Source organism: Brevundimonas vitisensis, from assembly GCF_016656965.1.
GTDB classification, from domain to species: Bacteria; Pseudomonadota; Alphaproteobacteria; order Caulobacterales; family Caulobacteraceae; genus Brevundimonas; species Brevundimonas vitisensis.
Map to the genome: position 1 here is coordinate 819,522 of NZ_CP067977.1, position 23,977 is coordinate 843,498.

Sequence of the window (23,977 nt, forward strand, 5' to 3'; positions counted from 1 at the left end):
CGTGTGAAGTGGGCGGGCATATAGGCGGCGCGGCGTCGGAAGGCAAGCCTCGCCAGCGCGGCGCGTGGAGCGGCGGCCCTTATGGCGCGATCAGGTCAGAAACTGCGCCCGTCGACGCGTTCGGCAGTCCAGGACCAAGGCTCGATGTCGGTCAGGGTGCGAACATTGATGGCGACCGTCTCGGTCCCATCGGGCATGGCCCCATAGCCGAAGGGCTGGACGCCGCAGACCGTGCAGAACTGATGGGCGATCGCGTGCTTGTTGAATCGATACTCGCCCAACCGGGCCTCACCGCTCTTCAGCCGGAAGGCGGCGCGCGGCGCAAAGGCCAGCACGAACCCCTTGCGATAGCAGTGCGAGCAGTTGCACTCCATCAGCCCGTCCAGAGCCATGTCCACTTCAAAGGCCACCGCGCCACAATGACATGAGCCCTGATGGGTCTTTGCCTCGCTCATCACGCATCCTCCAGAAGCACCACGCCCGGTGCCGATTTCAGCGCACCGCGCACCGAGGCGTCCAGGCGGTAACGGCCCGGCAGGCGGATTTCGACCTCGCTGCGGTTCTCCAGGGCGGCGATCAGGCTTACCTCGCCCCCCGCCTTACCCGCCTCGGCGCGCGACCGGTCCAGCCGGGCCCGCAGTGCCTCAGCATCGGCCAACCGTCCCGACACATGGACCCGCAGGCCCACGCTCGCATCGTCGATGATCGTGTCCATCGGCTTGGCCTCATCGCCGAAGAACCGAACCTCTCCGTCCGAACATTTGGCGCGGATTTTCAGCATCACGGCCGCCCCGGCCTCCAGTACCTCGCGGTACTGGCGCAGCTGTTCGGGCGGAAACAGGCACTCGAACTCGCCGGTCGGGTCCGAAAAGGTGACGAAGGCGAACTTCTCGCCGGTGCGGGCGCTGGCTCGCTCCTGCTTGCGGCGCACGACGCCGGCCATGATGAAGGCCTCATGTCCCGCCTCTGCCAGAGGTGTCGCCTCGGCCACGAAGGTCACACGCTTGCGCTTCAGCGTCGAGGTCAGGTCTTCCAGCGGGTGGCCTGACAGATAGAAGCCGACCGCCGCCAGTTCCGGGTCCAGCCGGTCCGGCCCGGCCCAAGGCTCGACACTGGCCAACCTCGGCCGCGCCGCCCCGACCTGATCGGCACCAAACAGACTGACCTGGGACGAGGCGCGCTCGGCCGCCACGCTCTGGGCATAGGCCATCAGGGTGTCCGCCTGTTCCACGAGCTGACGCCGGTTCGGGTGGATGGAGTCGAACGCCCCCGCCTTGGCCAAGCCTTCCAGCGCCCTCTTGTTCACGCTGCGCGGGTCGACCCGCTCCAGGAAGTCGAAGATATCGGTGAACCGGCCGCCAGCCTCACGAACCTCGACCACATGACGCATGGCCTCCAGGCCGACGTTGCGGATGGCCCCCAGAGCATAGAGGACAGCCCCCTCCCCGCCCTCGTAGGACACGTCGAAGTCGGCAGAGGACCGATTGATGTCGGGCACCCGCACCGGAACGCCGAACCGGCGGGCATCCTGGTAGAAGACCGCCAGCTTGTCGGTATTGGACAGGTCCAGCGACATGGAGGCGGCAAAGAACTCGACCGGATGATTAGCCTTCAACCAGCCGGTCTGGAAGCTGATCAGGGCATAGGCGGCTGCGTGGGACTTGTTGAAGCCGTAGCCGGCAAACTTGGCCACCAGTTCGAAGATCGACTCTGCCTTGGCCTCGGGCACGCCCTTCTCGGCGGCACCGGCGGCAAAGCGGACCTTCTGCTGGGCCATCTCCTCGGGCTTTTTCTTGCCCATGGCCCGGCGCAGCAGGTCGGCCTCGCCCAGGCTATAACCCGCCAGGATCTGGGCGATCTTCATCACCTGTTCCTGGTAGATGATGACGCCATAGGTCTCCTGCAGCACCTCGGTCAGGGTGGGGTGCAGGTAATCGACCTCGGCCCGGCCGAACTTCCGGTCGATATAGGTGTCGATCATTTCCATCGGCCCCGGCCGATAGAGGGAGATCAGCGCGGTGATTTCCTCGATGGAGCCGCAGCGCATCTTGCGCAGGGTGTCGCGCATGCCCTGGCTTTCCAGCTGGAACACGCCGACCGTCTGACCCGAGGCCATCAGCTCATAGGTGCGCCCATCGTCCAGCGGCAGGCCGTTCCAGTCCGGGGCAGCCCCGCGTCGTTCCAGATAGGCGCGCGCCCGGTCCAGTACCGTCAGGGTCTTCAGGCCGAGGAAGTCGAACTTCACCAGACCCGCCGCCTCGACCCATTTCATGTTGAACTGGGTGGCCGGAATGTCGGACCGGGGATCCTTGTAAAGCGGAGCCAGCTCGACCAGGGGACGGTCACCGATCACGATGCCGGCGGCGTGGGTCGAGGCATTGCGATACAGCCCCTCCAGCTCCAGCGCGGTGTCCAGCAGCGACGCCACAGACGCCTCGGCAGCCCGCGCCTCCTTCAGGCGAGGCTCGATCTCGATGGCCTGGGCCAGGGTGGTCGGATTGGCCGGATTGTTCGGGATCATCTTGGCCAGGCGATCGACCTGGCCCAGCGGCATCTGCAGCACCCGGCCGACGTCGCGCAGCACCGCGCGCGCCTGCAGGGTGCCGAAGGTGATGATCTGGGCCACCCGATCGTCGCCATAGCGCTGCTGCACATAGGCGATCACTTCCTCGCGCCGCTCCTGACAGAAGTCGATGTCGAAGTCGGGCATGGACACCCGCTCCGGATTCAGGAAGCGCTCGAACAGCAGGCCGAACCGCAAGGGATCCAGGTCGGTGATGGTCAGGGCCCAGGCCACCAGCGATCCGGCCCCAGAACCCCGACCCGGTCCGACCGGAATACCGTGCCCCTTGGCCCATTTGATGAAGTCCGACACGATCAGGAAATAACCGGGGAACCCCATCTGCTGGATGATGGACACCTCCCATTCCAGCCGCGTCCAATAGTCGGCCTCGGGTGCCGCGGGCGTCACCTGGGACAGGCGGACCTTCAGCCCCTCGCGGGCCTGATGGGCCAGTTCGTCCGGCTCGGATCGGCCTGCGCCCGCCTCGAACCTGGGCAGGATCGGCGCACGGGTCTGAACCACGAAGGCACAGCGCCGGGCGATGTCGATGGTGTTGTCGCAGGCTTCGGGCAGATCGGCGAACAGCTCACGCATGGCCGCCGGCGGTTTGAACCAGTGCTGGTCCGTAACCCGGCGCCGGTCGTCCTGGCCCATGAAGGCCCCGTCGGCGATGCACAAAAGGGCCTCATGCGAGCGCCCTTGCGCCTGTTTGGCAAAATGAACGTCATTGGTCGCGACCAGGGGCACGTCCTTGGCATAGGCCCATTCGACGAGACCCCGCTCGGCCACGGCCTCGCTCGGCAAGCCGTGACGCTGCAGTTCGACATAGAAACGATCACCGAATGCGCCGGACATCTCGGCAAGGGCCGCCTGCGCCTCGGCTGTCTTGCCCTGCACGAACAACGGGTCGACCGGTCCGTCGGGGCCGCCGGACAACAGGATCAGCCCCTCGGCGCGGGCCACCACCTGCTCCCAAGCCACGCCCGGCTCGCCGGTTTCATCCGCCGCCATATAGGCCGCTGACGACAAGGCACACAGATTCAGCCAACCGGCCTCGTTCTGGACGATCAGGACGATGGTGGGCACGCGCCCCCAGCGGGCAGATATCCGCCCGCCCAGACCGGTAACCGGCAGGGTGCAGGCCATGATCGGCTGCACGCCGGCGTCGCGCGCGTTCTCGGCAAACTCCAGCGCTCCGCACAGATTGGCCCGGTCCGCCACCGCCGCCGCAGGCATCCCCGCGTCCGCAGCCAGCCGCCCGATCTTGCCGGCCTTGATCGCGCCCTCCAGCAGCGAATAGGCCGAACGCACGCGCAGATGCACAAAGCCCCCGTCGTCGCCATGCCTGCTGTCTGCGCGCGTCACCAAGACTGTTGCTCCTGTTCGGAGGCACGATTCCGATCGGCCACCCGCGCGCGAGCCTAACGCGTCCTAGGCGTCGCTACACGGGCGACGGTCCACAAACGCGTGGACAACTCGGCCTCAGCCCGCAGGCGTCATCAGGGCAACCTGCCAGACCACCCAGACGAAACCGCTGCACGACGCCAGCGACAACCCATCCCGAACCCATCGCGCCATGATCGTGATCCCCAGAAGCGTGTTCTTCCTATGTTCTATGTTTGCTTTTTGTTCTCGTCAAGCCCATCCACAGACCCGGCTCTTTGCTCCACCGTCCTCATGCCCCGGGTTGGAAACCCTGCCGATACACCTGATATGCAGCGCTTATGACGACCCGCTCTGGCGCACCCGATCAGCTGCGACTGCCGCTCCAGGCCGACCTGCCTGCGGGCGCGGACGGCTTCGTCGTTTCCGACTGCAATCGGGCGGCGGTGCAGGCGCTGTCCGACTGGCCCAATCTCATCGGTGGGGTCATGGCTGTTTGCGGTCCAGCCGGATGCGGCAAGAGCCGGCTGGCGCGCATCTGGGCCGAGCGGACCGGGGCAATGCCGCTGGACGGGGCCGAGGCGGCCCTGGCCGATCCGTTGGAGCTTGAGGGCCGGCCCGTCCTGCTGGACCGCGCCCAGGAGGCGGACGACGAGACCCTGTTCCACCTGATCAACCTGTCCCAATCCGGTGGCGGAGCCCTGCTGCTGGTTTCGCGCGGTGCACCCAAGCGCTGGAGCGCGACCCTGCCCGATCTGCGGTCTCGCCTGGATGCCATCGTCACGACCGCGATGGAGGCGCCAGACGAGGCGGTTCTGGCGGCCATCCTGAAGGCCAGATTCGCGGAGCGTGGCATCGCCGCCCCCTCCGATGTGATCGACTATCTGGTTTATCGGATCGACCGCTCCGCCGAGGCGGCCCAGGCGGTGGTGGCTGCGCTGGACGCCCTGCACCGCCCGGTCACGCGCGCCCTGGCCCGGCAGGTGGTCGAGGCCAATAGCGAAATGTTCGACTGACGACGGTTGCAGCCGTCACGGGGACACGCCAGAACCGACCCATGAGCGACACGGCCCGGATCAGCGAAAAGACCACCGGCGAAGAGGTCCCCTCCTCCCGCGCGCCGCAACTGCATCTGTCCGAAGAGGCGATGGCCTCGCCGGACCGGTTCTTCAACCGCGAATTGTCCTGGCTGGCTTTCAACGCCCGCGTTCTGGAGGAGGCGGCCAACCCGGCCCACCCCCTGCTGGAGCGGCTGCGGTTCCTGTCGATCTCGGCCAATAATCTGGATGAGTTCTTCATGACCCGCGTGGCGGGACTGAAGGGCCAGGTGCGCGAGCGCGTCCGCGTCGTCTCTCCCGACGGCCTGACCCCGGCCGAGGCGCTGGAAAAGGTCAATGAGGCGGCCGGCGTCCTGATGGCCGAACAACAGATGCGCTGGGGCCAGCTGCGCAAGGAACTGACCGCCGCCGGGATCGAGGTCATCCATTCGGCCAAGATCACCAAGACCGAGCGCGACCGGCTGGAGCCGGAGTTCCTGAACCACCTGTTCGCCGTCCTGACGCCGTTGGCCATCGACCCGGCGCACCCCTTTCCCTTCCTGCCCAATCTGGGTTTCTCGCTGGCGCTGAAGCTGCGCCGCCGCAGCGACAACCGCGTCCTCTATGCCCTGGTGCCGGTGCCGACCCAGGTCCAGCGGTTCTGGGAACTGCCCAAGGACGGTCGCTCATCGAAGAACCGTCGCCGGTTCGTCACCCTGGAAAGCCTGCTGCTTCTGTTCATCGATCACCTTTTTCCTGGCTGCGAGGTGCTGGAGAAGGGCGTGCTGCGTCTGATCCGCGACAGTGACATCGAGATCGAGGAAGAGGCCGAGGACCTGGTCCTGGAATACGAGGAGGCGTTGAAGCAGCGTCGCCTGGGCGAGGTGGTGCGCATCAAGATCGAGGCCTCGATGCCTGAGGACCTGCGCGCCTTCATCGTCGGCGAACTGAAGGCGGCGCCGCAGGACGTGGTGCTGGTCCAGGGCATGCTGGGCCTGGCCCAACTGTCAGAGCTGATTCCGCCCGGCCACCCCGATCTGAAGTTCCCCGGCTATGAGCCCCGCTATCCCGAACGGGTCCGCGACCAGGGCGGCGACGTCTTTGCCGCGGTGCGCGAAAAGGACATTCTGATCCACCACCCGTTCGAGAGCTTCGACGTGGTGGTGCAGTTCCTTCGTCAGGCGGCCCGCGATCCCAATGTGATCGCCATCAAGCAGACCCTGTACCGCACCTCAAAGGACAGCCCCATCGTCGCCGCCCTGATCGAGGCGGCCGAGAACGGCAAGAACGTCGTCGCCCTGGTCGAAATCAAGGCCCGCTTCGACGAGGAAGCCAACCTGCGCTGGGCCCGGGCCATGGAACGGGCCGGCGTCCACGTCGTCTTCGGCTTCGTGGAATACAAGACCCACGCCAAGCTCAGCGTCGTCGTCAGGCGCGAGGGCGAAGGGCTGAAGACCTATTGCCACTTCGGCACTGGCAACTATCACCCGGTCACGGCCAAGGTTTACACCGACCTCAGTCTGTTCAGCAGCGACCCAGCCCTGGGCCGCGATGCCGGGCGGGTCTTCAACTACATCACCGGCTATGCCCCGCCGGACGAGTTGGAGGCTCTGGTCGTGTCGCCGCTGAACATGAAGGCGACCATCATCGCCCTGATCGGCAAGGAGATGTCGGCCGCCGCCCAAGGCAAGGCGGCGGCCATCTGGGTCAAGCTGAACGCCCTGGTGGACCCGGAGATCATCGACGCTCTGTACCGGGCCAGTCAGTGGGGCGTGCGCATCGAACTGGTCGTTCGGGGCATCTGCTGCCTGCGTCCGGGCGTGCCGGGACTGTCGGAGAACATCCGGGTGAAGTCGATCGTCGGCCGGTTCCTGGAACACAGCCGGATCATCTGCTTTGCCAATGGCCATGACCTGCCCCACGACAAGGCCAAGGTGTTCATCTCTTCGGCCGACTGGATGCCGCGCAATCTGGACCGGCGGGTTGAGCTGATGACCCCTGTTCTGAACGCCACCGTCCACGACCAGATCCTGGACCAGATCATGGTCGCAAACCTTCTCGACGACACCCAGAGCTGGGTGCTGGAATCCGACGGCAGTTACCACCGCGTCGAGCCGACCGATCCCGAGCGCCCCTTCTCGGCGCACCACTATTTCATGACCAACCCCAGCCTGTCGGGTCGGGGCCGCAAGGTGAAGACCCTGCCGCGGGCCCTGCGCTACCACCGGCCCAAGGCGTGAGCGCCCTGGCATCGCCTCACCGCGAAATCGCCGTCATCGACATCGGGTCCAACTCGGTGCGGATGGTCCTCTATCGTCTGGAAGGACGTGCGGTCTGGACCGTCTTCAACGAAAAGGTACTGGCCGGTCTGGGCCGGGACCTGCGGCAGACCGGCCGCTTGTCGCCCGAGGGCCTGGAGGCCGCCCTGACGGCGCTGAAGCGGTTTGCGGCCGTGCTGGAGGGTGTTCGCCCGGAGCGCACCTTCGTGGCGGCCACCGCAGCCGTGCGCGAGGCCGAAGACGGACAGGCCTTCTGCGATCTGGTCGCGGCCGAGACCGGACTGATCGTTCGTGTTCTCAGCGGCGAGGACGAGGCCCGCTATTCGGCGCAGGGCGTCCTGGCCGGATCGCCGGATGCCGAGGGTGTATCGGCCGATATGGGCGGCACCAGCATGGAACTGACCCGCATCGGCGATCGCCGGGTCGAGGCCGGGCTGACCCTGGCGCTGGGCCCCTTTGCGCTGATGGATCCCAAGGGGTTCGACGCCGATCGCCTGCGCCAGACCGTGGCCGAACGGCTGAAGCGGGTGCCCGACACCTATTGTGCGGCGTCTCTCCATGCCGTGGGCGGGGCTTGGCGCAGTCTGGCGCAGTTGCACATGTCGCTGTCCGACTATCCGCTGAAGATCGTCCATCAGTATGCCATGAGCGCCGCCGACGCGCGTGACGTCGCCCGGTTTGTGGCCCGACAGTCGAAGATCTCGCTGGAGAAAATGCCTGGCGTGTCGCGGAAACGGGCCGAGACGCTGCCCTCCGCCGCAATTGTGCTGGACGGCTTGATCGACCGCCTGGGCCTGAAACAGGTGGTCTTCTCCGCCTGGGGTGTGCGTGAGGGCCTGTTGTTCGAGGCTCTCGACGAGAAGGCCTCGGCCGAAGATCCCCTGCTCGCAGGCTCAGCGGCTCTGGGCGCGCGGCAGGGTATATCGCCCACCCTGCCCGGTGCCCTGCTGGCCTGGATTCAGCCGATCTCGGCCGCCCTGCCACTGGCGTTCGGTCCCGCCCGCGACGGCCTGCTGGCCGCTGCCGCCTGTCACCTGTCGGACCTGGGGGCCCGGCTTCATCCGGACCACAGGGTTGAGTTGGTCTTCGATCAGGTCCTGCGTGCGCCCGTACCGGGTCAGACCCACGCCGAGCGCGCCTTTCTGGCCACCGTCCTGAACGCTCGATACGGCGGCGGGCCCGCCACCCCGCAGCCCGAGGTCGTCAACCGCCTTCTGGACGAGGACCAGCGCATGCGCGCCCGGGCCCTGGGACTGGCCATCCGACTGGGGTGCGACCTTTCCGGACGTTCGGCGCAGCTGCTGGCCAATGCTTCGGTGCAGGTGAAGTCCGGCACCCTCGTTCTGACCGCGACAACGGGCTATGGCGATCTGCTGCTGGGCGAGCAGACCCGTCGCCGCGCCAAGGCCCTGGCCGACGCCTTAGGTCTCAAGCTCGAGATATAGAAATGTCTCCTCCCTGTCGCGAAGCGATGGGGAGGTGGATCGGCGGCGGCAGCCGACGAGACGGAGGGGGCAACTCGCTGTCGACGATGAGGCAAGTCCGAACTTCAGGACCGTCACGCCCCCTCCGTCACGCCGCGAAGACGCGTCGCGCCACCTCCCCACGCCTGCGGCGCAGGGAGGAGACAGGAATTCTACTCGATCTCGACGACCTCGACCCGAGCGCCGTTCAGGACCAGAGCGATTTCGCCACGTTTCAGCTTCAGCGCATCCTCGCCGAACAGCTGACGCCGCCAGCCTTTCAGCGCCTCGACGTCTGCCTGGTCGTCGATGGCAATCTTTTCGAGATCGGCGACGGACGAGATCAGCTTGGTTGCCACCCCGGCATTGTCGCTCTTGGCCTTGAGCAGCACTTTGAGCAGCTCGACCACGGACGGCGGCGCCGGCTGATTGTGCGCCGGACGCTCCAGACGCGGAGCATGCGCCTCCGGATCGGCCAGCACCCGCTTCAGTTCGGCACTCAGCTCCAGGCCCAGACGCGACGCGCCGAACCCCTTGGGAACGGACCGCAGCCGGTTGAAGGCCTCGGGATCGGTCGGCCCCTGGGCGGCGATTTCGTCGATGGCCTCGTCCTTCAGGATACGGCCACGGGGCTGGTCGCGCTCCTGGGCCGCGCGCTCGCGCCAGACCGCCGTCGCGACAAAGGCCGCCAGATATTTGGCGGAGTATTTCTTGGGCCGCAGCCGCTTCCACGCATTCTCGGGCGTGGTGTCGTACAGGGCCGGATCGACCAGATCCTCCATCTCGGCCGTGACCCAGTCCAGCCGGCCTTCCTTCTTCAGGCGCTCGCGCAACTTGGGAAACAGGGCGGCCAGATGGGTGACGTCGCCCAGGGCATAGACCAGTTGTGCATCCGACAAGGGGCGGCGGGACCAGTCGGTGAACCGGCTTCCCTTATCCAGCTCCTGCTTGAGCATCTGGCGGACCAGAGCCTCATAGCTGACCTGATCGCCGAAGCCGGCCGCCATGGCGGCGACCTGACTGTCGAACATCGGCCTGGGCATTGCCCCCAGACGCACAAAGATTTCGACGTCCTGTCGTGCCGCGTGGAACACCTTGACGATCGATTCGTCGCGCAGCACGTCGAGGAAGGGCGACAGATCCAGACCTTCGGCCAGCGGATCGATGATCGCGGCATGCTCGGGCGTCGCCGCCTGAATCAGGCACAGCTTGGGCCAATAGGTCGTTTCCCGCATGAACTCGGTATCGACCGCGACAAACGGGGCCCCGGAAAGGCGCGCGCAGAATTCGATCAGCGCGTCATTGGTAGTGATCGGCGTCATTCGGATGCTATAGCCCCGCGGGACACGGTTGTGGCAAGAGCCGCGACGAATTCCGCCCTCTGATTCAGGCCCGTGACCCATGAGCGACACCTCCGCCCCCCTGCCCAACGGCCTGACCTATGCCGATGCGGGCGTCGATATCGACGCGGGCGAAATGCTGGTGGAACACATAAAGCCGCTGGCCAAGTCGACCCGTCGCCCCGGTGCAGAAGCCTCCCTGGGCGGGTTTGGTGCCCTGTTCGACCTGAAAGCGGCCGGTTTTGTTGATCCCTTGATCGTCGCCACGACGGACGGTGTCGGGACCAAGCTGAAGATCGCCATCGAGACCGGGCGTCATGACGGTGTCGGCGTCGATCTGGTGGCCATGTGCGTCAACGACCTGCTGGCGCAGGGTGCCGAGCCCCTGCTGTTCCTCGACTACTATGCGACGGGCCGGCTGGAGATCGATGCCGCCCGCCGCGTCGTGGCCGGAATCGCCGAGGGCTGTCGCCAGGCAGGCTGCGCCCTGGTCGGCGGCGAGACGGCCGAGATGCCGGGCATGTATTCCGACGGCGACTATGATCTGGCCGGATTCAGCCTGGGTGCCGTCGAGCGGGGCCACGCCCTACCCTATCTCGATCGTCAGCAGGCTGGTGACGTCATCATCGGCCTGGCCTCCTCGGGACCGCACTCCAACGGCTATTCGCTGATCCGCAAGGTGGTCGAGCGTTCCGGCCTGAACTGGGGGGATGACGCCCCCTTCGCCAAGGACCGGACCCTGGCCCAGGCCCTGATGGAACCGACGCGCATCTATGTGAAGCCGGTCCTGCCGCTCATGAAGGCGGGCCTGGTGAAGGGCGCTGCCCACATAACCGGCGGCGGTCTGATCGAGAACCCGCCCCGCTGCATCACTGAGGGCCTGAGCGCCTCGTTCGACTGGGACGCCTGGCCCGTCCCGCCGGTCTTCCGCTGGCTGGCCGAGGTCGGCGGCATCGACGACCACGAACTGCGCCGCACCTTCAACTGCGGCGTCGGCTTCATCCTGATCGTCGCGCCCGAGAACGTGGAAGCCGTGCTGGAAGGTCTTTTGACCGCGGGCGAAGCCGCCTTCGTCTGCGGCCAGCTGGAATAGACGTCAAAACCGGGTCGTCTGAGTGTCTGGAGGAACCATGCGTAACCTGATCCTTGCCGGTCTGCTGTTCTTGGCTCCTGTCGCGGCTCAGGCGCAAACACCGGCGGCGGTTGAGCACCCGCTGCTCCACCGTCTGGCCGCAGAGGTGCAGCCGGATCGTATGCGGGCCGACATCACGACCATGGTCGGGTTCGGAACCCGGCACACCCTTTCAGAAACGGCCTCCTCGACCCGTGGCATCGGTGCCGCGCGCCGCTGGGCCGAGCGCGAGTTCCAGTCCATCAGCGCGGCCTGCGGCGGATGCCTGGAAGTGGTGACGCCCTCCGACACCGTCACCAATGCCCGCATCCCCACACCGACCGAAGTTGTCAATGTCGTCGCGATCCAGCGCGGCACCGGGGATCCGAACCGGGTGATCATCATCTCGGGCCATCTGGATTCGCGCGTCAGCGACGTGATGGACTTCACCTCCGATGCGCCCGGCGCCAACGATGATGCCTCCGGCGTCGCGGCGGTGTTCGAGGCGGCCCGCATCCTGTCGCAGCAGTCCTTTGACGCCACCCTGGTCTATGCCGTCCTGTCGGGTGAGGAACAGGGCCTCTTCGGCGGCAAGATCCTGGCGGACTACGCGACCGCCCAGGGCTGGCGTGTCGAGGCCAATCTAAACAATGACATCGTCGGCAACTCCGAAGGCCAGTCCGGCGTGCGCGACACCACGCGCGTCCGGGTCTTCTCCGAGGGCACCAAGACGGTTGAGACCGCGCAGCAGGCCGAACGGCGGCGCTACAACGGTGGCGAAGTCGATTCCTCGTCCCGCAACCTGGCCCGTTTCGTGGACGGCATCGCCGACCGCTACCTGGCCAATTTCGACGTGGAGATGATCTATCGCACCGACCGGTTCGGCCGCGGTGGCGATCAGGTCGAGATGCTGCGTGCCGGCTTTCCCGCTGTGCGCATCTCCGAGGGAGCCGAAAACTATGATCGCCAGCATCAGGACCTGCGCGTCGAGGACGGCGTCCATTATGGCGACGTGATCGAAGGCGTGGACTTCGACTATCTGGCCCAGGTCACGCGCCTGAACATCGTGACCATGGCGGCCCTGGCCAATGCCCCGGCCTCGCCCCTCGGCGTCACCATCGAAGGGGCCGTCCGCCCCGACACGACAATCAAATGGCAGGCCGTGCCTGGGGCAGCTGGCTATCGCGTGTGGTGGCGGTCCACCACAGCGCCGCAATGGACGCACAGCCGCTGGGCCGCAGATGCGACCGAGATCGTGCTGCGCGGCATCGTGATCGACGACTATTTCTTCGGCGTCTCGGCCGTTTCGGAGGACGGCTACGAAAGCCCGGTCGTCTTCCCTGGACCTGCGGGATCCTTCGTATCGGAACGCCCGGCCCCCGCGCCCGCGCCGTGACGCGGGGTTCGACCCACGATCCGGTCCCCGTCGGCATCCTGATCTCGGGAGCGGGGACAAATATGGGGGCCCTGGTGGCGGCGTCGCTGCGGCCGGATTGTCCCTATCGCGTCGCGGTGGTGATCTCGAACCGTCCCGATGCGGCGGGTCTGGACCTGGCGCGGTCCGCCGGCCTGCCGACCGTGGCCGTCGATCACACCGCGTTCGGCAAGGACCGCGCGGCCCATGAGCAGGCGATCGACGCCGTCCTGACGGCACACGGCGTTCAGGTGGTTGCCCTGGCCGGCTACATGCGGCTGCTCACGCCCTGGCTGGTCGGCCGATGGGCAGGCCGGATGCTGAACATCCATCCCAGTCTGCTGCCCCTCTACCCCGGTCTGGACACCCACGCTCGCGCCATCGCGGCGGGGGACGCCGAAGCCGGCTGCACCGTTCATCTGGTGACCGAGGGCGTCGATGAAGGGCCGATTCTGGGTCAGGCGCGCGTGCCGATCCTGGCCGGAGACACGCCCGACACCCTCGCCGCCCGGGTCCGCACAGCGGAACACGACCTCTATCCCCGCGTCCTGGCGGAGCATTGCAGACAGCAAAACGGCGTCAGCCGAAACTGACGCCGTCTTCAGGCCGAAAAGCGCGGCCCCTTAGTCTATTTTAGCCGACGATCTGGTCGTCGGTGAAGAACTGGGCGATCTCGATGCCGGCGTTCTCGACCGAGTCCGAACCGTGGACCGAGTTCTCGCCGATCGACAGGGCGAACTGCTTGCGGATGGTGCCCTCGGCGGCCTGTTCCGGGTTGGTCGCGCCCATGACTTCGCGATAGCGGGCCACGGCGTTTTCGCCTTCCAGCACCTGCACCACGACCGGCTCGGCGGTCATCTGGCCGACCAGTTCGCCATAGAAGGGGCGCTCGGCGTGGACTTCATAGAATTTCTTGGCCTGGGCCTCGGTCAGATGAACCCGGCGCTGGGCGACGATGCGCAGGCCCGCGCCTTCGATCACGGCATTGATGGCGCCGGTCAGGTTGCGGCGCGTCGCGTCGGGCTTGATGATCGAGAAGGTACGTTCGGTCATGGAGGAGACTTCTTGTTTGGGAGTTTGAAGGTGGGGGCTTATAGACGCGCCCTCCCTAGTTTCCAACCATCTCCATTTTGTGTCCCTGCGCGAGCGCCCCGGCGCCCTGTGGCGTAAGGGACAAACCCAGGTTTTCGACGTCCCATGCTCCAGATCACCGACCTGACGTTCAATGCCTGGGGACGCAAATTCCTTGTCGACGCCTCCGTCAGCCTTCCGCCAGGATCAAAGGTCGGTCTGGTCGGCCGCAACGGCATCGGCAAATCCACCCTGTTCAAACTGATCCTGGGAGAACTTCAGGCCGGGGGAGACGAGATCAGCCTGCCCAAGACGGCCCGCATCGGCTCGGTCGATCAGGAACACCCCGCCACACCGACAAGCGTTCTGGACACCATTCTGGAAGCCGATGTCGAGCGTCACGATCTGCTGACCCGGCTGGAAACCGCCGAGCCGGAGGAGATGGGCGAGATCTGGTCCCGGCTGATCGAGATCGACGCCGACGCCGCCCCGGCGCGGGCCGCCGAAATCCTGGTCGGCCTGGGCTTCGACCACGAGAACCAGCAGCGTCCCATGTCGCATTTCTCGGGCGGCTGGCGGATGCGTGTCGCCCTGGCTGCGGCCCTGTTCGCCGAGCCGGACATGCTGCTGCTGGACGAGCCGACCAACTACCTCGATCTGGAAGGCGCGCTGTGGCTGGAAGCCCGGCTGAAGAAATACCCGCACACGGCGCTGATCATCTCCCACGACCGCGAGATGCTGAACGAGGTCTGCACCCACATCCTGCACCTGGCGAACCACACCCTCACCCTCTACACGGGCAACTACGACGCCTTTGAAAAGGCGCGCGCCGAAAAGGCCCGTCTGCAGCTGTCGGCCAAGGCCAAGCAGGACGCCGAGCGCGCCCACCTCCAGGCCTTTGTGGATCGGTTCAAGGCCAAGGCATCGAAGGCGGCCCAGGCCCAGTCCCGCATGAAGCGGCTGGAAAAGATGCAGCCGGTGGCGACCACGATCGAGGAACGCGTCGCCCCCTTCATCCTGCCCTCCCCGCCCCGTCCGCTGGCACCGCCCCTGATCCGACTGGAGCGGGCCAATGTGGGCTATGAAACGGGCAAGCCGATCCTGCGGAACCTGAACCTGCGGATGGACCTGGACGATCGCATCGGCCTGCTGGGCGTGAACGGGGCGGGTAAATCCACCTTTGCCAAGATGATCGCCGGGGCGCTCGATGTCTTCGACGGCGAGCTTCATCGCGACAAGAAGATGCGTGTGGGCTGGTTCCATCAGCATCAGATCGAAGCCATGGATCCGACCGATACGCCGCTGGAGATCGTTCGGCGCGCCATGCCCGATGCGTCCGACAGCGCGCGCCGATCCAAGCTGGCGCAGTGGGGTCTGGGCTATGAGAAGCAGGAAACGACGGTGGCGTCCTTGTCGGGGGGCGAGCGGGCGCGCCTGTTGCTGAATCAAGTGGCGATGGATGCGCCGCACGTCCTGATCCTGGACGAACCGACCAACCACCTGGATATCGACAGCCGCCGTGCCCTGCTGGATGCACTGAACGAATATTCCGGCGCGGTCATCCTGATCACCCACGACCGATCGCTGATGGAAATGGTCGCGGACCGGCTGTGGCTGGCGGCGGACGGGACGGTTAAGCCGTTCGACGGCGACATGGACGACTATGCCAAGTTCGTCCTGGATCGCGCCAAACAGGCGGCCGCAAAGCCAAGCCAGATCAAGGCGGAAGCTGTCGAGACCGCAGCCCCCAAACCCGTCGGCAAGCCCGAGAAGAAGAAGTCGGGCCCCTCCCCCTCAACCCTGCGCCATGCCGTCAAGAAGGCCGAGGAGCGGATTGCCGCCCTGACCGCCGACCTGGCCCGCATCGACGACGACCTGGCCAATGCCGCCGTGTCCAACCCGCGCGCCCTGGAGGGCCTGTCGCGGGCCAGGGCCAATACCGAGGCCGACATCGAAAAGGCCGAAGCCGACTGGATGGCCGCAGAAGAAGCCTTGGCGGCGGTCGCGGGGTGACGCGGCTGCGACGTCAGCCGCAGTCGACGCTCTGGATGATGCCCGTTTCCTGATCGAAGCGGACATTCAGCCGATCGGGGCGGAAGTCCTTGGTCGTCGGACAGGTCGTGCAGACGATCCGCACCTCTTTGTCGGGGGCAAAAGTCACCGCCCCGACATGGCTCCCGATCAGCGAACGGGCATCCTCAGCGTTGCACTGGCCGGAAACAGGCTCAACCACGGCGCGCTCGGTCGGGGCGCAGGCTGCAGCCAGGCCTGCCACTGCGATCAGGAGGGGGGTTCTCATCCGCATTTGACGTCCTCGATGACACCCGTCGCCTGATCGAACACGATGTTCAGACGGCGCGGGTTATAGTCCATGGTCACGGCGCAGGTGGAGCAGGTGACGCGCCACACTTCTCCAGCCGGTGCCGAGGGAAGTTCGCTGCGGTTGCGGCCAACCCAGTTGCGATACTGACCCGCCTTGCACTGATCCGCCGAGTCGCTCGGCGGTACGGCACCATCGTCAGCGGCCATGGGCGCACAGGCCGACAGCACCAGGGCACTGGCGAGCCCCGAAAGGATAAGGGTGGTCTTCATGGCGTCTCTCCCTTGTTCTGCGGTCAGCCGCAGCGAACCTGTTCGACCAGGTCAGTCTGCGAATTGTAGAAAATATTCAGACGGTAAGGCGAAAAGTCTTCGGTGACCGGGCAGGAGGTGCAGGCCACCCGGCGATTGACGACCTCGACCGGCACCGGGATCTCGGTTCTTGGGCGTCCGACAAGCCACTGAAACTCGCCGGCCTTGCACAGGTCAGTGTCGGCCTGCGGCATACGGGTCCCAACGGGCTGGTTCTGCTCGGCCCGCTCTACCGTCAGGGGGGCGGGCTGCTCGGCTACGGGCGTGGACGAACACCCCGCCAGGAAGACCAGTCCGATCAGGCCGCTTTTTCCCAGCGACCCTCGGGCGACTGCTTCCAGTAGGCCAGGTCGGCCCCGGCCGCTTTCAGCGTCTTCCAGCGCTCGCGTGCGCCCATCAGCGCCGTGTCGTCCCGCCCGTCGAACAGAATGAAGCATCGGTCATAGGCCTCCGTGACGCCCAGTTCTGAGCCGTCCACGATGAACAGCGCCTGAGCAGCGTTCGGGTTCTCCTGCGATTCGGTGATCAGTATGGGCTGACGCTCGGCATGAGGGTCGCCCGACCGCCCGTGCGGCAGGAATGCGTCGTCCCGATAGGTCCATAGACGCTCGTCGATCCGCGCCGCACGGTCGCCGTCCGACGCCCGGACCACGGCCCGCCAGCCGCGATCCAGGGTCTTTTCCAAAAGACCGGGCAGCACATCGTCCAGAGACGAACGCTCCAGATGATAGAACCAAATCTCGGTCCTGGCCTTCATGCCCTTCCCCCCTTGCGGGGGAAGGTGGCTCGCGGAGCGAGACGGATGGGGGGTGGCGACGAGGTATCCAGCGGCATGGTCCCTGATAGCCTCCAGAACGACATTGACCCTAGCAAGAATGGTTTCGTTGGCGAACCGGAGCACAGTGAACCCCTGCTCCGCCAGCCAGGCATCGCGAGCGGCATCTTCCTGCTCGCGTAGAGTGTGGACCCCTCCATCTGCCTCGACGACCAGCCGATGCGACAGACAGCAGAAATCGACGACATAGGCCCCTAACGGAACCTGCCTGCGGAACCGCAAGCCATCGACCTGTCGATCCCGGAGATAGGTCCATAGCGCCACCTCAGCAAAGGTTACCGCCTTGCGCAGACGTCTGGCAGAAGCATGGGCGCGGTCGGAATGGTGGATCGCCATGGCAACAGGCTAAATCGGGATAAGCCGACTTACACCCCCCATCCGACCCGCTCTGCGGGCCACCTTCCCCCGCAAGGGGGGAAGGAAGATCGCTTACCCCTCGTAGCTGTCGGCCACCATGCGATCGAGGGTGCGGACGCCAAAGCCGACGGCACCATCGGGGATGGTCGCACGGGTCGACTTCGACACCCAGGCGGTGGGCGCGATGTCCAGGTGGGCCCAAGGCGTGCCATTCGTGAACCGCTGAAGGAACAGCGCCGCCGTGATGGAGCCGCCCGCACGCCCGTTGCCGGTGTTCTTTACGTCGGCGATCGCGCTGTCGATGTGCTTCTCGTATTGCGGCGGCAGCGGCATGCGCCAGAAATTCTCGCCGACCTTGGCGGCAGCGGCGAAGATCGGTCCGGCCACGGCCTCGTCGTTGGCATAAAGCGGCGCATAGTCCAGGCCGACAGCCACGATGGCCGCACCGGTCAGGGTCGCCAGATCGATCATGAATTTGGGCTTGAAACGCTCCTGCGTGTACCAGAGCGCATCGGCCAGCACGAGGCGGCCTTCGGCGTCGGTATTGATGACCTCGACCGACTGTCCCGACATCGACACCACAACATCGCCGGGACGCTGGGCGTTGCCGTCAGGCATGTTCTCGACCAGGCCCAGAACGCCGACGGCGTTCACCTTGGCCTTGCGGCCAGCCAGGGCATGCATCAGCCCGGCCACGGCGGCGGCACCGCCCATGTCCCACTTCATGTCCTCCATGCCGTCAGCCGGCTTGATGGAGATACCGCCGGTGTCAAAGCAGACACCCTTGCCGACGAAGGCGATCGGCTGGGCGCCGGGCTCCCCGCCGTTCCAGTGCATGACGGCCAGCTGGCTTTCGCGGCGGCTGCCCTGGCCGACCCCCAGCAGGGTCCGCATGCCCAGCTTTTCCATCTCGGCCTCGCCGAGGATTTCAACCTTCAGGCCCAGGCTTTCCAGCCCCTTCACCCGGCGGGCAAACTCGGCGGGATACAGGACGTTGGCCGGCTCGGACACCAGATCGCGCGAGAACAGGACGGCATCTGCCACTGCGGACATCGGGGTGAATGCGGCCTGCGCCGCCGCCGGGTCAGACGTCACAACCCGCACCGTTTGGATCGAGGCGATCTTATCGGGCTTCAAGGTGGTGCGGTACTTGTCGAAGCGATAGGCGGCCAGCCGGACGGCAAAGCCGATACGCGCGGCCTGCTCGGCGCTCAGATGCCCTGCCTCGAAGGTCAGAACCTCGGCACCCGACAGCTTGACCGCGTGATAGGCCGTTCCCGCTGCGCCTTCCAGCGCCAGATCGTCGAAGGCCTCGGCCTTGCCGGCCCCGACCAGCACGACCGCGTCGGCCTCGATGCCCGAGGGAGCAGGCACCAGGCGGCTGCTGTCGGCCGCGCCGGTGAAACGGCTCTTGTCCATAGCGCGTGTCAGGGCCCCCGAAGCGGCCTGGTCATGGCTCGCCCCCGTCCCGGCCAGGGCCCGGCCCTCGTGGACCAGAAGTGCCAGCGCCTGACAGGCTCCAGCTTCGGTGACGAATTCGACGTTCATGAAAAACACTCCAGCCGGACTGTGGCGGTCCGGTCTTATTCTCGAACAACGGGAACGCGCCTTCGTGTTTCGTCGGCGCGCAGGGACGTGTATTAGATGCGCCGCAACGCCGCCGCCTGCAACCGGGCGAACTCATTCCGCCCATGACCCTGATTCAAGGCTATCTTTTCCGTCAGATCGCGCTGCCTGTCGTTGCGGCATGCGCGTCGCTGGCTGGAATCGGTATCCTGAGCCAAAGCCTCGACCAGCTCGAAATCATCGTCGAACGGGGTCAGAGCGTCTGGGTCATGGTCAAATTGACCCTGCTGGCCGTGCCGCAATTGCTGGGCGTGATCCTGCCCATCGGGTTGTTCGTCGGCGCCTTGATCGCCCTGACCCGCTTGCAGCGGGAACAGGAGCTGACCGCTGCCTATGCGGCTGGGATGAGCCGCTGGTCTCTGATTGCCCCGGCCGCGGCCCTGGCGCTCATCGTCATGGCCCTGACGCTCATCAGCAATGTGGCGATCCAGCCGTGGAGCCAGCGCGAGGCTCGTAATCAGGCCTTTGAAATTCGCACCGACCTGGCCGCCCTGCTCGTCGAGGAAGGACGCTTCGTCCAGGGGCCGAACGGCCTGACCGTCTATGTGCAGGAGATCGAACAAAACGGCCTGCTCAAGAACCTTTTCGTCTACCTGGACAACGGCGGCACGGTCACGACCTGGAATGCGGCCGAGGCGCGGTTCGGAGAGGTCGACGGCCTGCCGGTCCTGACCATGCGCGACGGGTCCATGCAGCGGCCCTCCTCCGCCGGGGTGCTGAACTCACTAACGTTCGCCAGCAATGCCATCGACCTGTCGCCTTTCGCCGCCCAGGACCAGACGATCCGCTACAAGGCTTCGGACCTGTGGATCACCCAGCTGTTCGCGCCCGACGCCGAACTGATCGAGCAGACCGGCCCACGCCGGGAACTTTTGGCAGAGGCCCATTCGCGCCTGTCGTCGCCCCTGTATGCCCTGGCCGCCATGGCCCTGGCATTGGCCGCCATCCTGGGCGGATCGTTCAGCCGTACCGGCTACAGCCTGCGGATCGCCAAGGCGGCGGGCGTCTTCCTCATCGTGCGGATCGTCGGCTATGCGGTGGTGGCAGCCAGCGTGTGGAACGGCTGGCTGAACCTGTTCCAGTACCTGCTTCCGATCGCGACCACCGCGATCGCGCTTCGGTTGCTGTTCAGGGCCCTCAAGCCTCAGGCCCGATCGCAGCCCCGCTGGCTGGGCCTGCTTCCCCGCAGGGTGTCGGCATGAGTGCGACCTTCCTGCCCCCCTTTGCGCGCCTCGGCCGGATCGAGCGCTATGTGCTGGTCCAGCAGGGCCGGTCCCTGGCCGTCGCACTGGCCATTGTGGCCGCCCTGGTCATGCTGATCGACTTTGTCGAGATTTCCCGAGGCGTGGGTTCCGATGTGGATCTGTCGGCCCTGCGCATCCTGGGGCTGATGCTGCTGAAGTCTCCAGCAGTGATCGTGCAGCTTCTGCCTTTCGTTTTCCTGTTCGGCACCCTGGCGGCCTTTGTCGGGCTGAACCGACGCAGCGAGCTGATCGCCATGCGAGCGGCCGGTGTGTCGGCCTGGCGGTTCGTGCTGCCTGCGGCGGGTGCCGCCTTCGTCATCGGGGTGCTGACCGTCACGGTTCTCGCTCCCATCGCCTCCTCTGCCGACGGTCTGTTCCAGCGGGAACGGCAAAGGCTGTCCGGCTCGGTGCTTGGCGGCGATGGCCAGGCCATCTGGCTGCGCGAGGGTGACGAAAATCGCCAGACGGTAATCCGGGCCGAACGTCAGGATCGCGCCAGTGGCCGCCTGCTGGGCGTGACGTTCTTCATCTACACGACCGATCCGGATGGGCGCCGCACCGTGTCGGAGCGGATTCAGGCGGCCTCTGCGACGCTCAGCGCTGGCAAATGGCGCCTGCTGGACGCGGTCGGAGCCCAGCCGGGCGAGCGGCAGGTGCGCTATGCGACCCTGGACCTGCTTTCCAGCCTGGCTGACGAAGAAGCGTTCGAGCGGTTCGCCCGGCCCCAGTCCACGCCGTTCTGGTCGCTGCCTGCGCAGATCACGCGCATCGAGGAGGCGGGGTTTTCCTCGACCGCCTATCGGCTGCGGTTGCAGCAACAATTGGCCATACCGCTGATGTTCGCGGCCATGTCGATCCTGGCCGCAGCCTTTTCATTGCGGCTGATGCGGCTGGGTGATCTGGCGCGGATGATCGCCTCTGCCGTGGTGCTGGGGTTCGCCTTCTTCTTCGTCAACCAAGCGTCGGCGGCCTTTGGTTCGGCCCAGGTGATCCCTCCGATCCTGGCCGCCTGGCTGCCTCCGGTGCTGACGGCCCTCGCCGCCTTCACCTTGCTGTTCTATACCGAAGACGGCTAAGCGAGCCTCTTGGTCTGCATGGATTTTCGTATGCCGCGCGCACGCCGCGTCCCTAGCAAGTCAAGGCTGCTCGCCGGGGCCGCCGGACTGGTGTTCGCGCCCTGGCTGATGGCCGGTGCGGCACTCGCACAGTCTGTGCCATCGCCTGTGGTCCCCGGACCGGACGGCCTGACGCCCGACGCCCTCTATGTCGACGCCGGATCAGTGACGCGCGAGGGCGATGTCGTCACCGTGGAAGGCACACCGGAGGCACGCGCCCTGGCCCGCGCGCGCGGGCATGTCATCCGCGCTGAGCGCGTGACCTACGACCTGGCCCAGGGACTGGCGACCGCTTCCGGCCGGGCCGAGGTGATCGATCCCGAGGGCAGTGTCGCCTATGCCAGCCTGCTGGAGCTGGACAGCGACCTGCGCGCCGGGGTGGCCGTGGACTTCGCCACCCGCTTCTCGAACGGAGCCAGCCTGATGGCTGCAACGGCCGTCCGGCGCTCCGACACGGTCAGCGAGCTGAACTACGTCATCTTCACCCCCTGTCCGATCTGCGACGAGGAGGGCAATCCCAAGGAGCCCAGCCTCTCGATCCAGGCCGAGCGGGTCGTTCAGGATGAAGCCTTGCGCGCCGTGCTTTATCGCAACGCCGTGTTCAAGCTGGGCGGCGTGCCGGTCCTGTATCTGCCGGTCTTTGCCCACCCGGATCCGACCGTCGAACGCGCGTCGGGGCTGCTGGTGCCGTCCATCAACTACGACGAGGACCGCGGGATCAGCGTCGAGGTGCCGTATCTGTTTGTCGTCTCGCCGTCCGAGGACTGGATGGTCAGTCCGCAGATCAATACCGAGGTGGCGCCGTTGCTGAATGTCCAGTGGCGCAGGCGTTTTGCCGACGGCACGATCGTGGCGCGCGGCGGCTATACCTATGAGCGCACCTTCGGCGATTTCGACATCGATGGCGACGGCATCGACGACGTCATGACCCCGCTGGAACGCGAGCACCGAAGCTATTTCCTGGCACACGGCCAGTTTGACCCGGCTGGCCCCTGGCGCTGGGGCTTCACGGCGGAGCGGGTGTCGGAAAAGGCGCTGTTCGATCTCTATGACGTCAGCGACCCCTATCAGGACAACGGCCTGTATTACGGAGATCAGCGCCGTCTGATCAGCCAGATCTACGGCGAGTATCAGACCCCGCGCACCTATCTGTCGGTGGCGGCCTTCACCCTGCAAAGCCTGCGCGTGGCGGTCGCCAATGAGGACGCGCCCGGCCTGAACATCTTTGAGGACGACGACACCCTGCCGGTCGTCGCCCCGCTGGTGGAAGCGCGCTGGGAGCCGGAGGGGCCCGTTTTCGGCGGACGGCTTCGGCTGCGCGGCTCGGCGGTCGCCCTGTTCCGCGAGGACTATGTCGGAGCCCCGATCTTGCGCCCTGAACTGATTGCGGCCGGTCCCACCGTCGGTCTGCCCGGCGTGGACAGCCGGCGCGTCACCGGCCAGCTGGACTGGCGCCGCACCTTCTTCTCAGCCTCGGGCGTGCGGTGGGAGCCGTTCGTCGATCTGCGAGCCGATCTCTATTCGCTGGCCGACCTGCCCCCGGCCCTGGGCGGAGAGTCCGAGACCCTGACGCGGAGCCGTGTCAGCGCAGGTCTGGATGTCAGCTATCCGCTGGTCCGGCGCTTCTCGTCCGGTGCCGATCTGATCCTGGAGCCGATGGCCCAGCTGTCGATCTCGAACAAGGCCGACCTGGACCCTCGTATTCCGATCGAGGACAGCCAGACCATCGAGCTGGACGAGACCTCCCTGTTCCGCATGGACCGCTTCCCGGGCCAGGATCTGTATGAGGGCGGCATCCGTTTCACGGCGGGCACGCGGGCGACGCTGCGCTGGTCCGATTCGCGCCATGCCAGCCTGTTCCTGGGCCGCAGCTGGCGCGATGAAGAGGAACCTGGACTTCTGGCCGTCGTGCCCAATCCGAACCCTCTGGCTCCGATCCAGCTTTATGATCCGTCCGGCCTGGCCGCCCAGACGTCCGATTGGGTGGTGCAGGGCGAGTTCGCGCCCTCCGACCGGGTTCGGGGCTGGGCGCATGCGACCGTTGACGGTTCGGGCGACGTTCGCCGTGCCGAAGCCGCCGTCGATGCCCGGTGGGGCCGCCGCAACCTGGCCAGCGTCAGCTATATCATCGACCGCTCCAACCCTGTCTCGACGGACCTCAATCGCAACTATGAGTTCGTCCAGCTGACCGGCCAGCAGTTCGTCGTCGGGAACTGGGGGATCGCGGTGACCGGGGTGGCGGATCTGGAGCGGGACATCATCACACGGTCCGAGGTTGGACTGCTGTTCGACGACGATTGCTTCCGCGTCGAGATCGGTTTCCGGCGCGACAACACACGAGTTCGCCCGTCCGGACCGTCGGAGGGCGTTTATATCCGCCTAAACCTCGCCACTTTCGGAGGTTCAGGTTATGGACGAAGCGAAAGGCGTTGGTAGCGGCGCGGATCGGGCACGCCACCTTCCCCCAAGCCTGCGTGGCGTTGGGCAGAGACCGCGCCGCTTTGAGGG

At 66.2% G+C, this 23,977-nt stretch carries 19 protein-coding genes and 1 pseudogene; 10 read left to right on the forward strand and 10 right to left on the reverse strand.

Going from position 1 to position 23,977, the window contains the following annotated elements; all coding sequences use genetic code 11:
• Nucleotides 1-95: 95 nt before the first annotated feature.
• A complete protein-coding gene (locus JIP62_RS04130) occupies nt 96-455 on the reverse strand; it encodes a GFA family protein (RefSeq protein ID WP_201103658.1) in 360 nt (119 codons plus the stop codon).
• Nucleotides 455-3,928: a DNA polymerase III subunit alpha gene (gene dnaE, locus JIP62_RS04135; RefSeq protein ID WP_230974852.1), complete on the reverse strand. Its 3,474-nt coding sequence runs from the start codon at nt 3,926-3,928 to the stop codon at nt 455-457. Before dnaE ends, JIP62_RS04130 begins: the two co-directional genes overlap by 1 nt.
• A gap of 359 nt (nt 3,929-4,287) precedes the next feature.
• On the opposite strand from dnaE, the gene JIP62_RS04140 reads away from it, so the two are divergent.
• The 3 genes from JIP62_RS04140 (at nt 4,288) to JIP62_RS04150 (ending at nt 8,707) form a co-directional block, all read left to right on the forward strand.
• A complete protein-coding gene (locus JIP62_RS04140; protein WP_201103659.1) occupies nt 4,288-4,962 on the forward strand; it encodes a P-loop NTPase family protein in 675 nt (224 codons plus the stop codon).
• A 41-nt stretch (nt 4,963-5,003) separates the two neighbouring features.
• Nucleotides 5,004-7,223, forward strand: a complete 2,220-nt coding sequence (locus JIP62_RS04145; protein ID WP_201103660.1) for an RNA degradosome polyphosphate kinase — start codon at nt 5,004-5,006, stop codon at nt 7,221-7,223.
• A 62-nt stretch (nt 7,224-7,285) separates the two neighbouring features.
• A complete protein-coding gene (locus tag JIP62_RS04150) occupies nt 7,286-8,707 on the forward strand; it encodes a Ppx/GppA phosphatase family protein (protein WP_201104557.1) in 1,422 nt (473 codons plus the stop codon).
• Nucleotides 8,708-8,898: 191 nt separating this feature from the next.
• Here the strand turns inward: JIP62_RS04150 and rnd are convergent, their stop codons facing one another.
• Complete coding sequence (rnd, locus tag JIP62_RS04155) at nt 8,899-10,047, reverse strand: ribonuclease D (protein WP_201103661.1); 1,149 nt, start codon at nt 10,045-10,047, stop codon at nt 8,899-8,901.
• Nucleotides 10,048-10,126: 79 nt separating this feature from the next.
• Between rnd and purM the strand changes: the two genes are divergently transcribed.
• The 3 genes from purM (at nt 10,127) to purN (ending at nt 13,183) form a co-directional block, all read left to right on the forward strand.
• Nucleotides 10,127-11,158: a phosphoribosylformylglycinamidine cyclo-ligase gene (gene purM / locus JIP62_RS04160; protein WP_201103662.1), complete on the forward strand. Its 1,032-nt coding sequence runs from the start codon at nt 10,127-10,129 to the stop codon at nt 11,156-11,158.
• A 37-nt stretch (nt 11,159-11,195) separates the two neighbouring features.
• Nucleotides 11,196-12,572, forward strand: a complete 1,377-nt coding sequence (locus JIP62_RS04165; protein ID WP_201103663.1) for a M28 family peptidase — start codon at nt 11,196-11,198, stop codon at nt 12,570-12,572.
• 62 nt (nt 12,573-12,634) lie between these two features.
• Nucleotides 12,635-13,183: a phosphoribosylglycinamide formyltransferase gene (gene purN / locus JIP62_RS04170; protein WP_201104559.1), complete on the forward strand. Its 549-nt coding sequence runs from the start codon at nt 12,635-12,637 to the stop codon at nt 13,181-13,183.
• Nucleotides 13,184-13,223: 40 nt separating this feature from the next.
• On the opposite strand, the gene ndk is transcribed toward purN, so the two are convergent.
• Nucleotides 13,224-13,643: a nucleoside-diphosphate kinase gene (ndk, locus tag JIP62_RS04175; RefSeq protein ID WP_201103664.1), complete on the reverse strand. Its 420-nt coding sequence runs from the start codon at nt 13,641-13,643 to the stop codon at nt 13,224-13,226.
• Between the two features lie 144 nt (nt 13,644-13,787).
• Here ndk and JIP62_RS04180 point away from each other — a divergent pair, with 144 nt between their 5' ends.
• On the forward strand, nt 13,788-15,674 hold the full coding sequence (locus JIP62_RS04180; RefSeq protein ID WP_201103665.1) for an ABC-F family ATP-binding cassette domain-containing protein: 1,887 nt from the start codon (nt 13,788-13,790) through the stop codon (nt 15,672-15,674).
• A 13-nt stretch (nt 15,675-15,687) separates the two neighbouring features.
• Here the strand turns inward: JIP62_RS04180 and JIP62_RS04185 are convergent, their stop codons facing one another.
• From JIP62_RS04185 to JIP62_RS04210, 6 genes and pseudogenes are all read right to left on the reverse strand, one after another.
• A complete protein-coding gene (locus JIP62_RS04185) occupies nt 15,688-15,960 on the reverse strand; it encodes a hypothetical protein (RefSeq protein ID WP_201103666.1) in 273 nt (90 codons plus the stop codon).
• The gene (locus JIP62_RS04190; RefSeq protein ID WP_201103667.1) at nt 15,957-16,253 is read right to left on the reverse strand and encodes an I78 family peptidase inhibitor; all 297 of its coding nucleotides are present in this window, start codon (nt 16,251-16,253) and stop codon (nt 15,957-15,959) included. Before JIP62_RS04190 ends, JIP62_RS04185 begins: the two co-directional genes overlap by 4 nt.
• 23 nt (nt 16,254-16,276) lie before the next feature.
• On the reverse strand, nt 16,277-16,486 hold the full coding sequence (locus JIP62_RS04195; RefSeq protein WP_230974854.1) for a hypothetical protein: 210 nt from the start codon (nt 16,484-16,486) through the stop codon (nt 16,277-16,279).
• Nucleotides 16,487-16,590: 104 nt separating this feature from the next.
• Nucleotides 16,591-17,049, reverse strand: a complete 459-nt coding sequence (locus JIP62_RS04200; protein WP_201104561.1) for a DNA polymerase III subunit chi — start codon at nt 17,047-17,049, stop codon at nt 16,591-16,593.
• A 141-nt stretch (nt 17,050-17,190) separates the two neighbouring features.
• A pseudogene (locus tag JIP62_RS04205) lies at nt 17,191-17,463 on the reverse strand (DUF559 domain-containing protein); the annotation flags it as partial.
• 93 nt (nt 17,464-17,556) lie between these two features.
• The gene (locus JIP62_RS04210) at nt 17,557-19,032 is read right to left on the reverse strand and encodes a leucyl aminopeptidase (RefSeq protein ID WP_201103668.1); all 1,476 of its coding nucleotides are present in this window, start codon (nt 19,030-19,032) and stop codon (nt 17,557-17,559) included.
• 143 nt (nt 19,033-19,175) lie between these two features.
• On the opposite strand from JIP62_RS04210, the gene JIP62_RS04215 reads away from it, so the two are divergent.
• Genes JIP62_RS04215 through JIP62_RS04225 form a run of 3 tightly spaced genes read left to right on the forward strand, consistent with a single transcriptional unit; the run spans nt 19,176 to nt 23,905 of the window.
• Nucleotides 19,176-20,312, forward strand: coding sequence for an LptF/LptG family permease (locus JIP62_RS04215; protein WP_201103669.1), 1,137 nt, complete (start codon nt 19,176-19,178; stop codon nt 20,310-20,312).
• Nucleotides 20,309-21,430: an LPS export ABC transporter permease LptG gene (gene lptG, locus JIP62_RS04220; protein WP_201103670.1), complete on the forward strand. Its 1,122-nt coding sequence runs from the start codon at nt 20,309-20,311 to the stop codon at nt 21,428-21,430. The genes JIP62_RS04215 and lptG overlap by 4 nt, the downstream gene beginning before the upstream one ends.
• 18 nt (nt 21,431-21,448) lie before the next feature.
• A complete protein-coding gene (locus JIP62_RS04225) occupies nt 21,449-23,905 on the forward strand; it encodes an LPS-assembly protein LptD (protein WP_230974855.1) in 2,457 nt (818 codons plus the stop codon).
• Nucleotides 23,906-23,977: the final 72 nt, after the last annotated feature.

Coding starts and splice junctions, on each gene's coding strand:
- JIP62_RS04130 (WP_201103658.1), bottom strand. CDS start 455: ATGAGCGAGGCAAAGACCCATCAGGGCTCATGTCATTGTGGCGCGGTG.
- JIP62_RS04140 (WP_201103659.1), top strand. CDS start 4,288: ATGACGACCCGCTCTGGCGCACCCGATCAGCTGCGACTGCCGCTCCAG.
- JIP62_RS04145 (WP_201103660.1), top strand. CDS start 5,004: ATGAGCGACACGGCCCGGATCAGCGAAAAGACCACCGGCGAAGAGGTC.
- JIP62_RS04150 (WP_201104557.1), top strand. CDS start 7,286: ATGGTCCTCTATCGTCTGGAAGGACGTGCGGTCTGGACCGTCTTCAAC.
- rnd (WP_201103661.1), bottom strand. CDS start 10,047: ATGACGCCGATCACTACCAATGACGCGCTGATCGAATTCTGCGCGCGC.
- purM (WP_201103662.1), top strand. CDS start 10,127: ATGAGCGACACCTCCGCCCCCCTGCCCAACGGCCTGACCTATGCCGAT.
- JIP62_RS04165 (WP_201103663.1), top strand. CDS start 11,196: ATGCGTAACCTGATCCTTGCCGGTCTGCTGTTCTTGGCTCCTGTCGCG.
- purN (WP_201104559.1), top strand. CDS start 12,635: ATGGGGGCCCTGGTGGCGGCGTCGCTGCGGCCGGATTGTCCCTATCGC.
- ndk (WP_201103664.1), bottom strand. CDS start 13,643: ATGACCGAACGTACCTTCTCGATCATCAAGCCCGACGCGACGCGCCGC.
- JIP62_RS04180 (WP_201103665.1), top strand. CDS start 13,788: ATGCTCCAGATCACCGACCTGACGTTCAATGCCTGGGGACGCAAATTC.
- JIP62_RS04185 (WP_201103666.1), bottom strand. CDS start 15,960: ATGAGAACCCCCCTCCTGATCGCAGTGGCAGGCCTGGCTGCAGCCTGC.
- JIP62_RS04190 (WP_201103667.1), bottom strand. CDS start 16,253: ATGAAGACCACCCTTATCCTTTCGGGGCTCGCCAGTGCCCTGGTGCTG.
- JIP62_RS04195 (WP_230974854.1), bottom strand. CDS start 16,486: ATGCCGCAGGCCGACACTGACCTGTGCAAGGCCGGCGAGTTTCAGTGG.
- JIP62_RS04200 (WP_201104561.1), bottom strand. CDS start 17,049: ATGAAGGCCAGGACCGAGATTTGGTTCTATCATCTGGAGCGTTCGTCT.
- JIP62_RS04210 (WP_201103668.1), bottom strand. CDS start 19,032: ATGAACGTCGAATTCGTCACCGAAGCTGGAGCCTGTCAGGCGCTGGCA.
- JIP62_RS04215 (WP_201103669.1), top strand. CDS start 19,176: ATGACCCTGATTCAAGGCTATCTTTTCCGTCAGATCGCGCTGCCTGTC.
- lptG (WP_201103670.1), top strand. CDS start 20,309: ATGAGTGCGACCTTCCTGCCCCCCTTTGCGCGCCTCGGCCGGATCGAG.
- JIP62_RS04225 (WP_230974855.1), top strand. CDS start 21,449: ATGGATTTTCGTATGCCGCGCGCACGCCGCGTCCCTAGCAAGTCAAGG.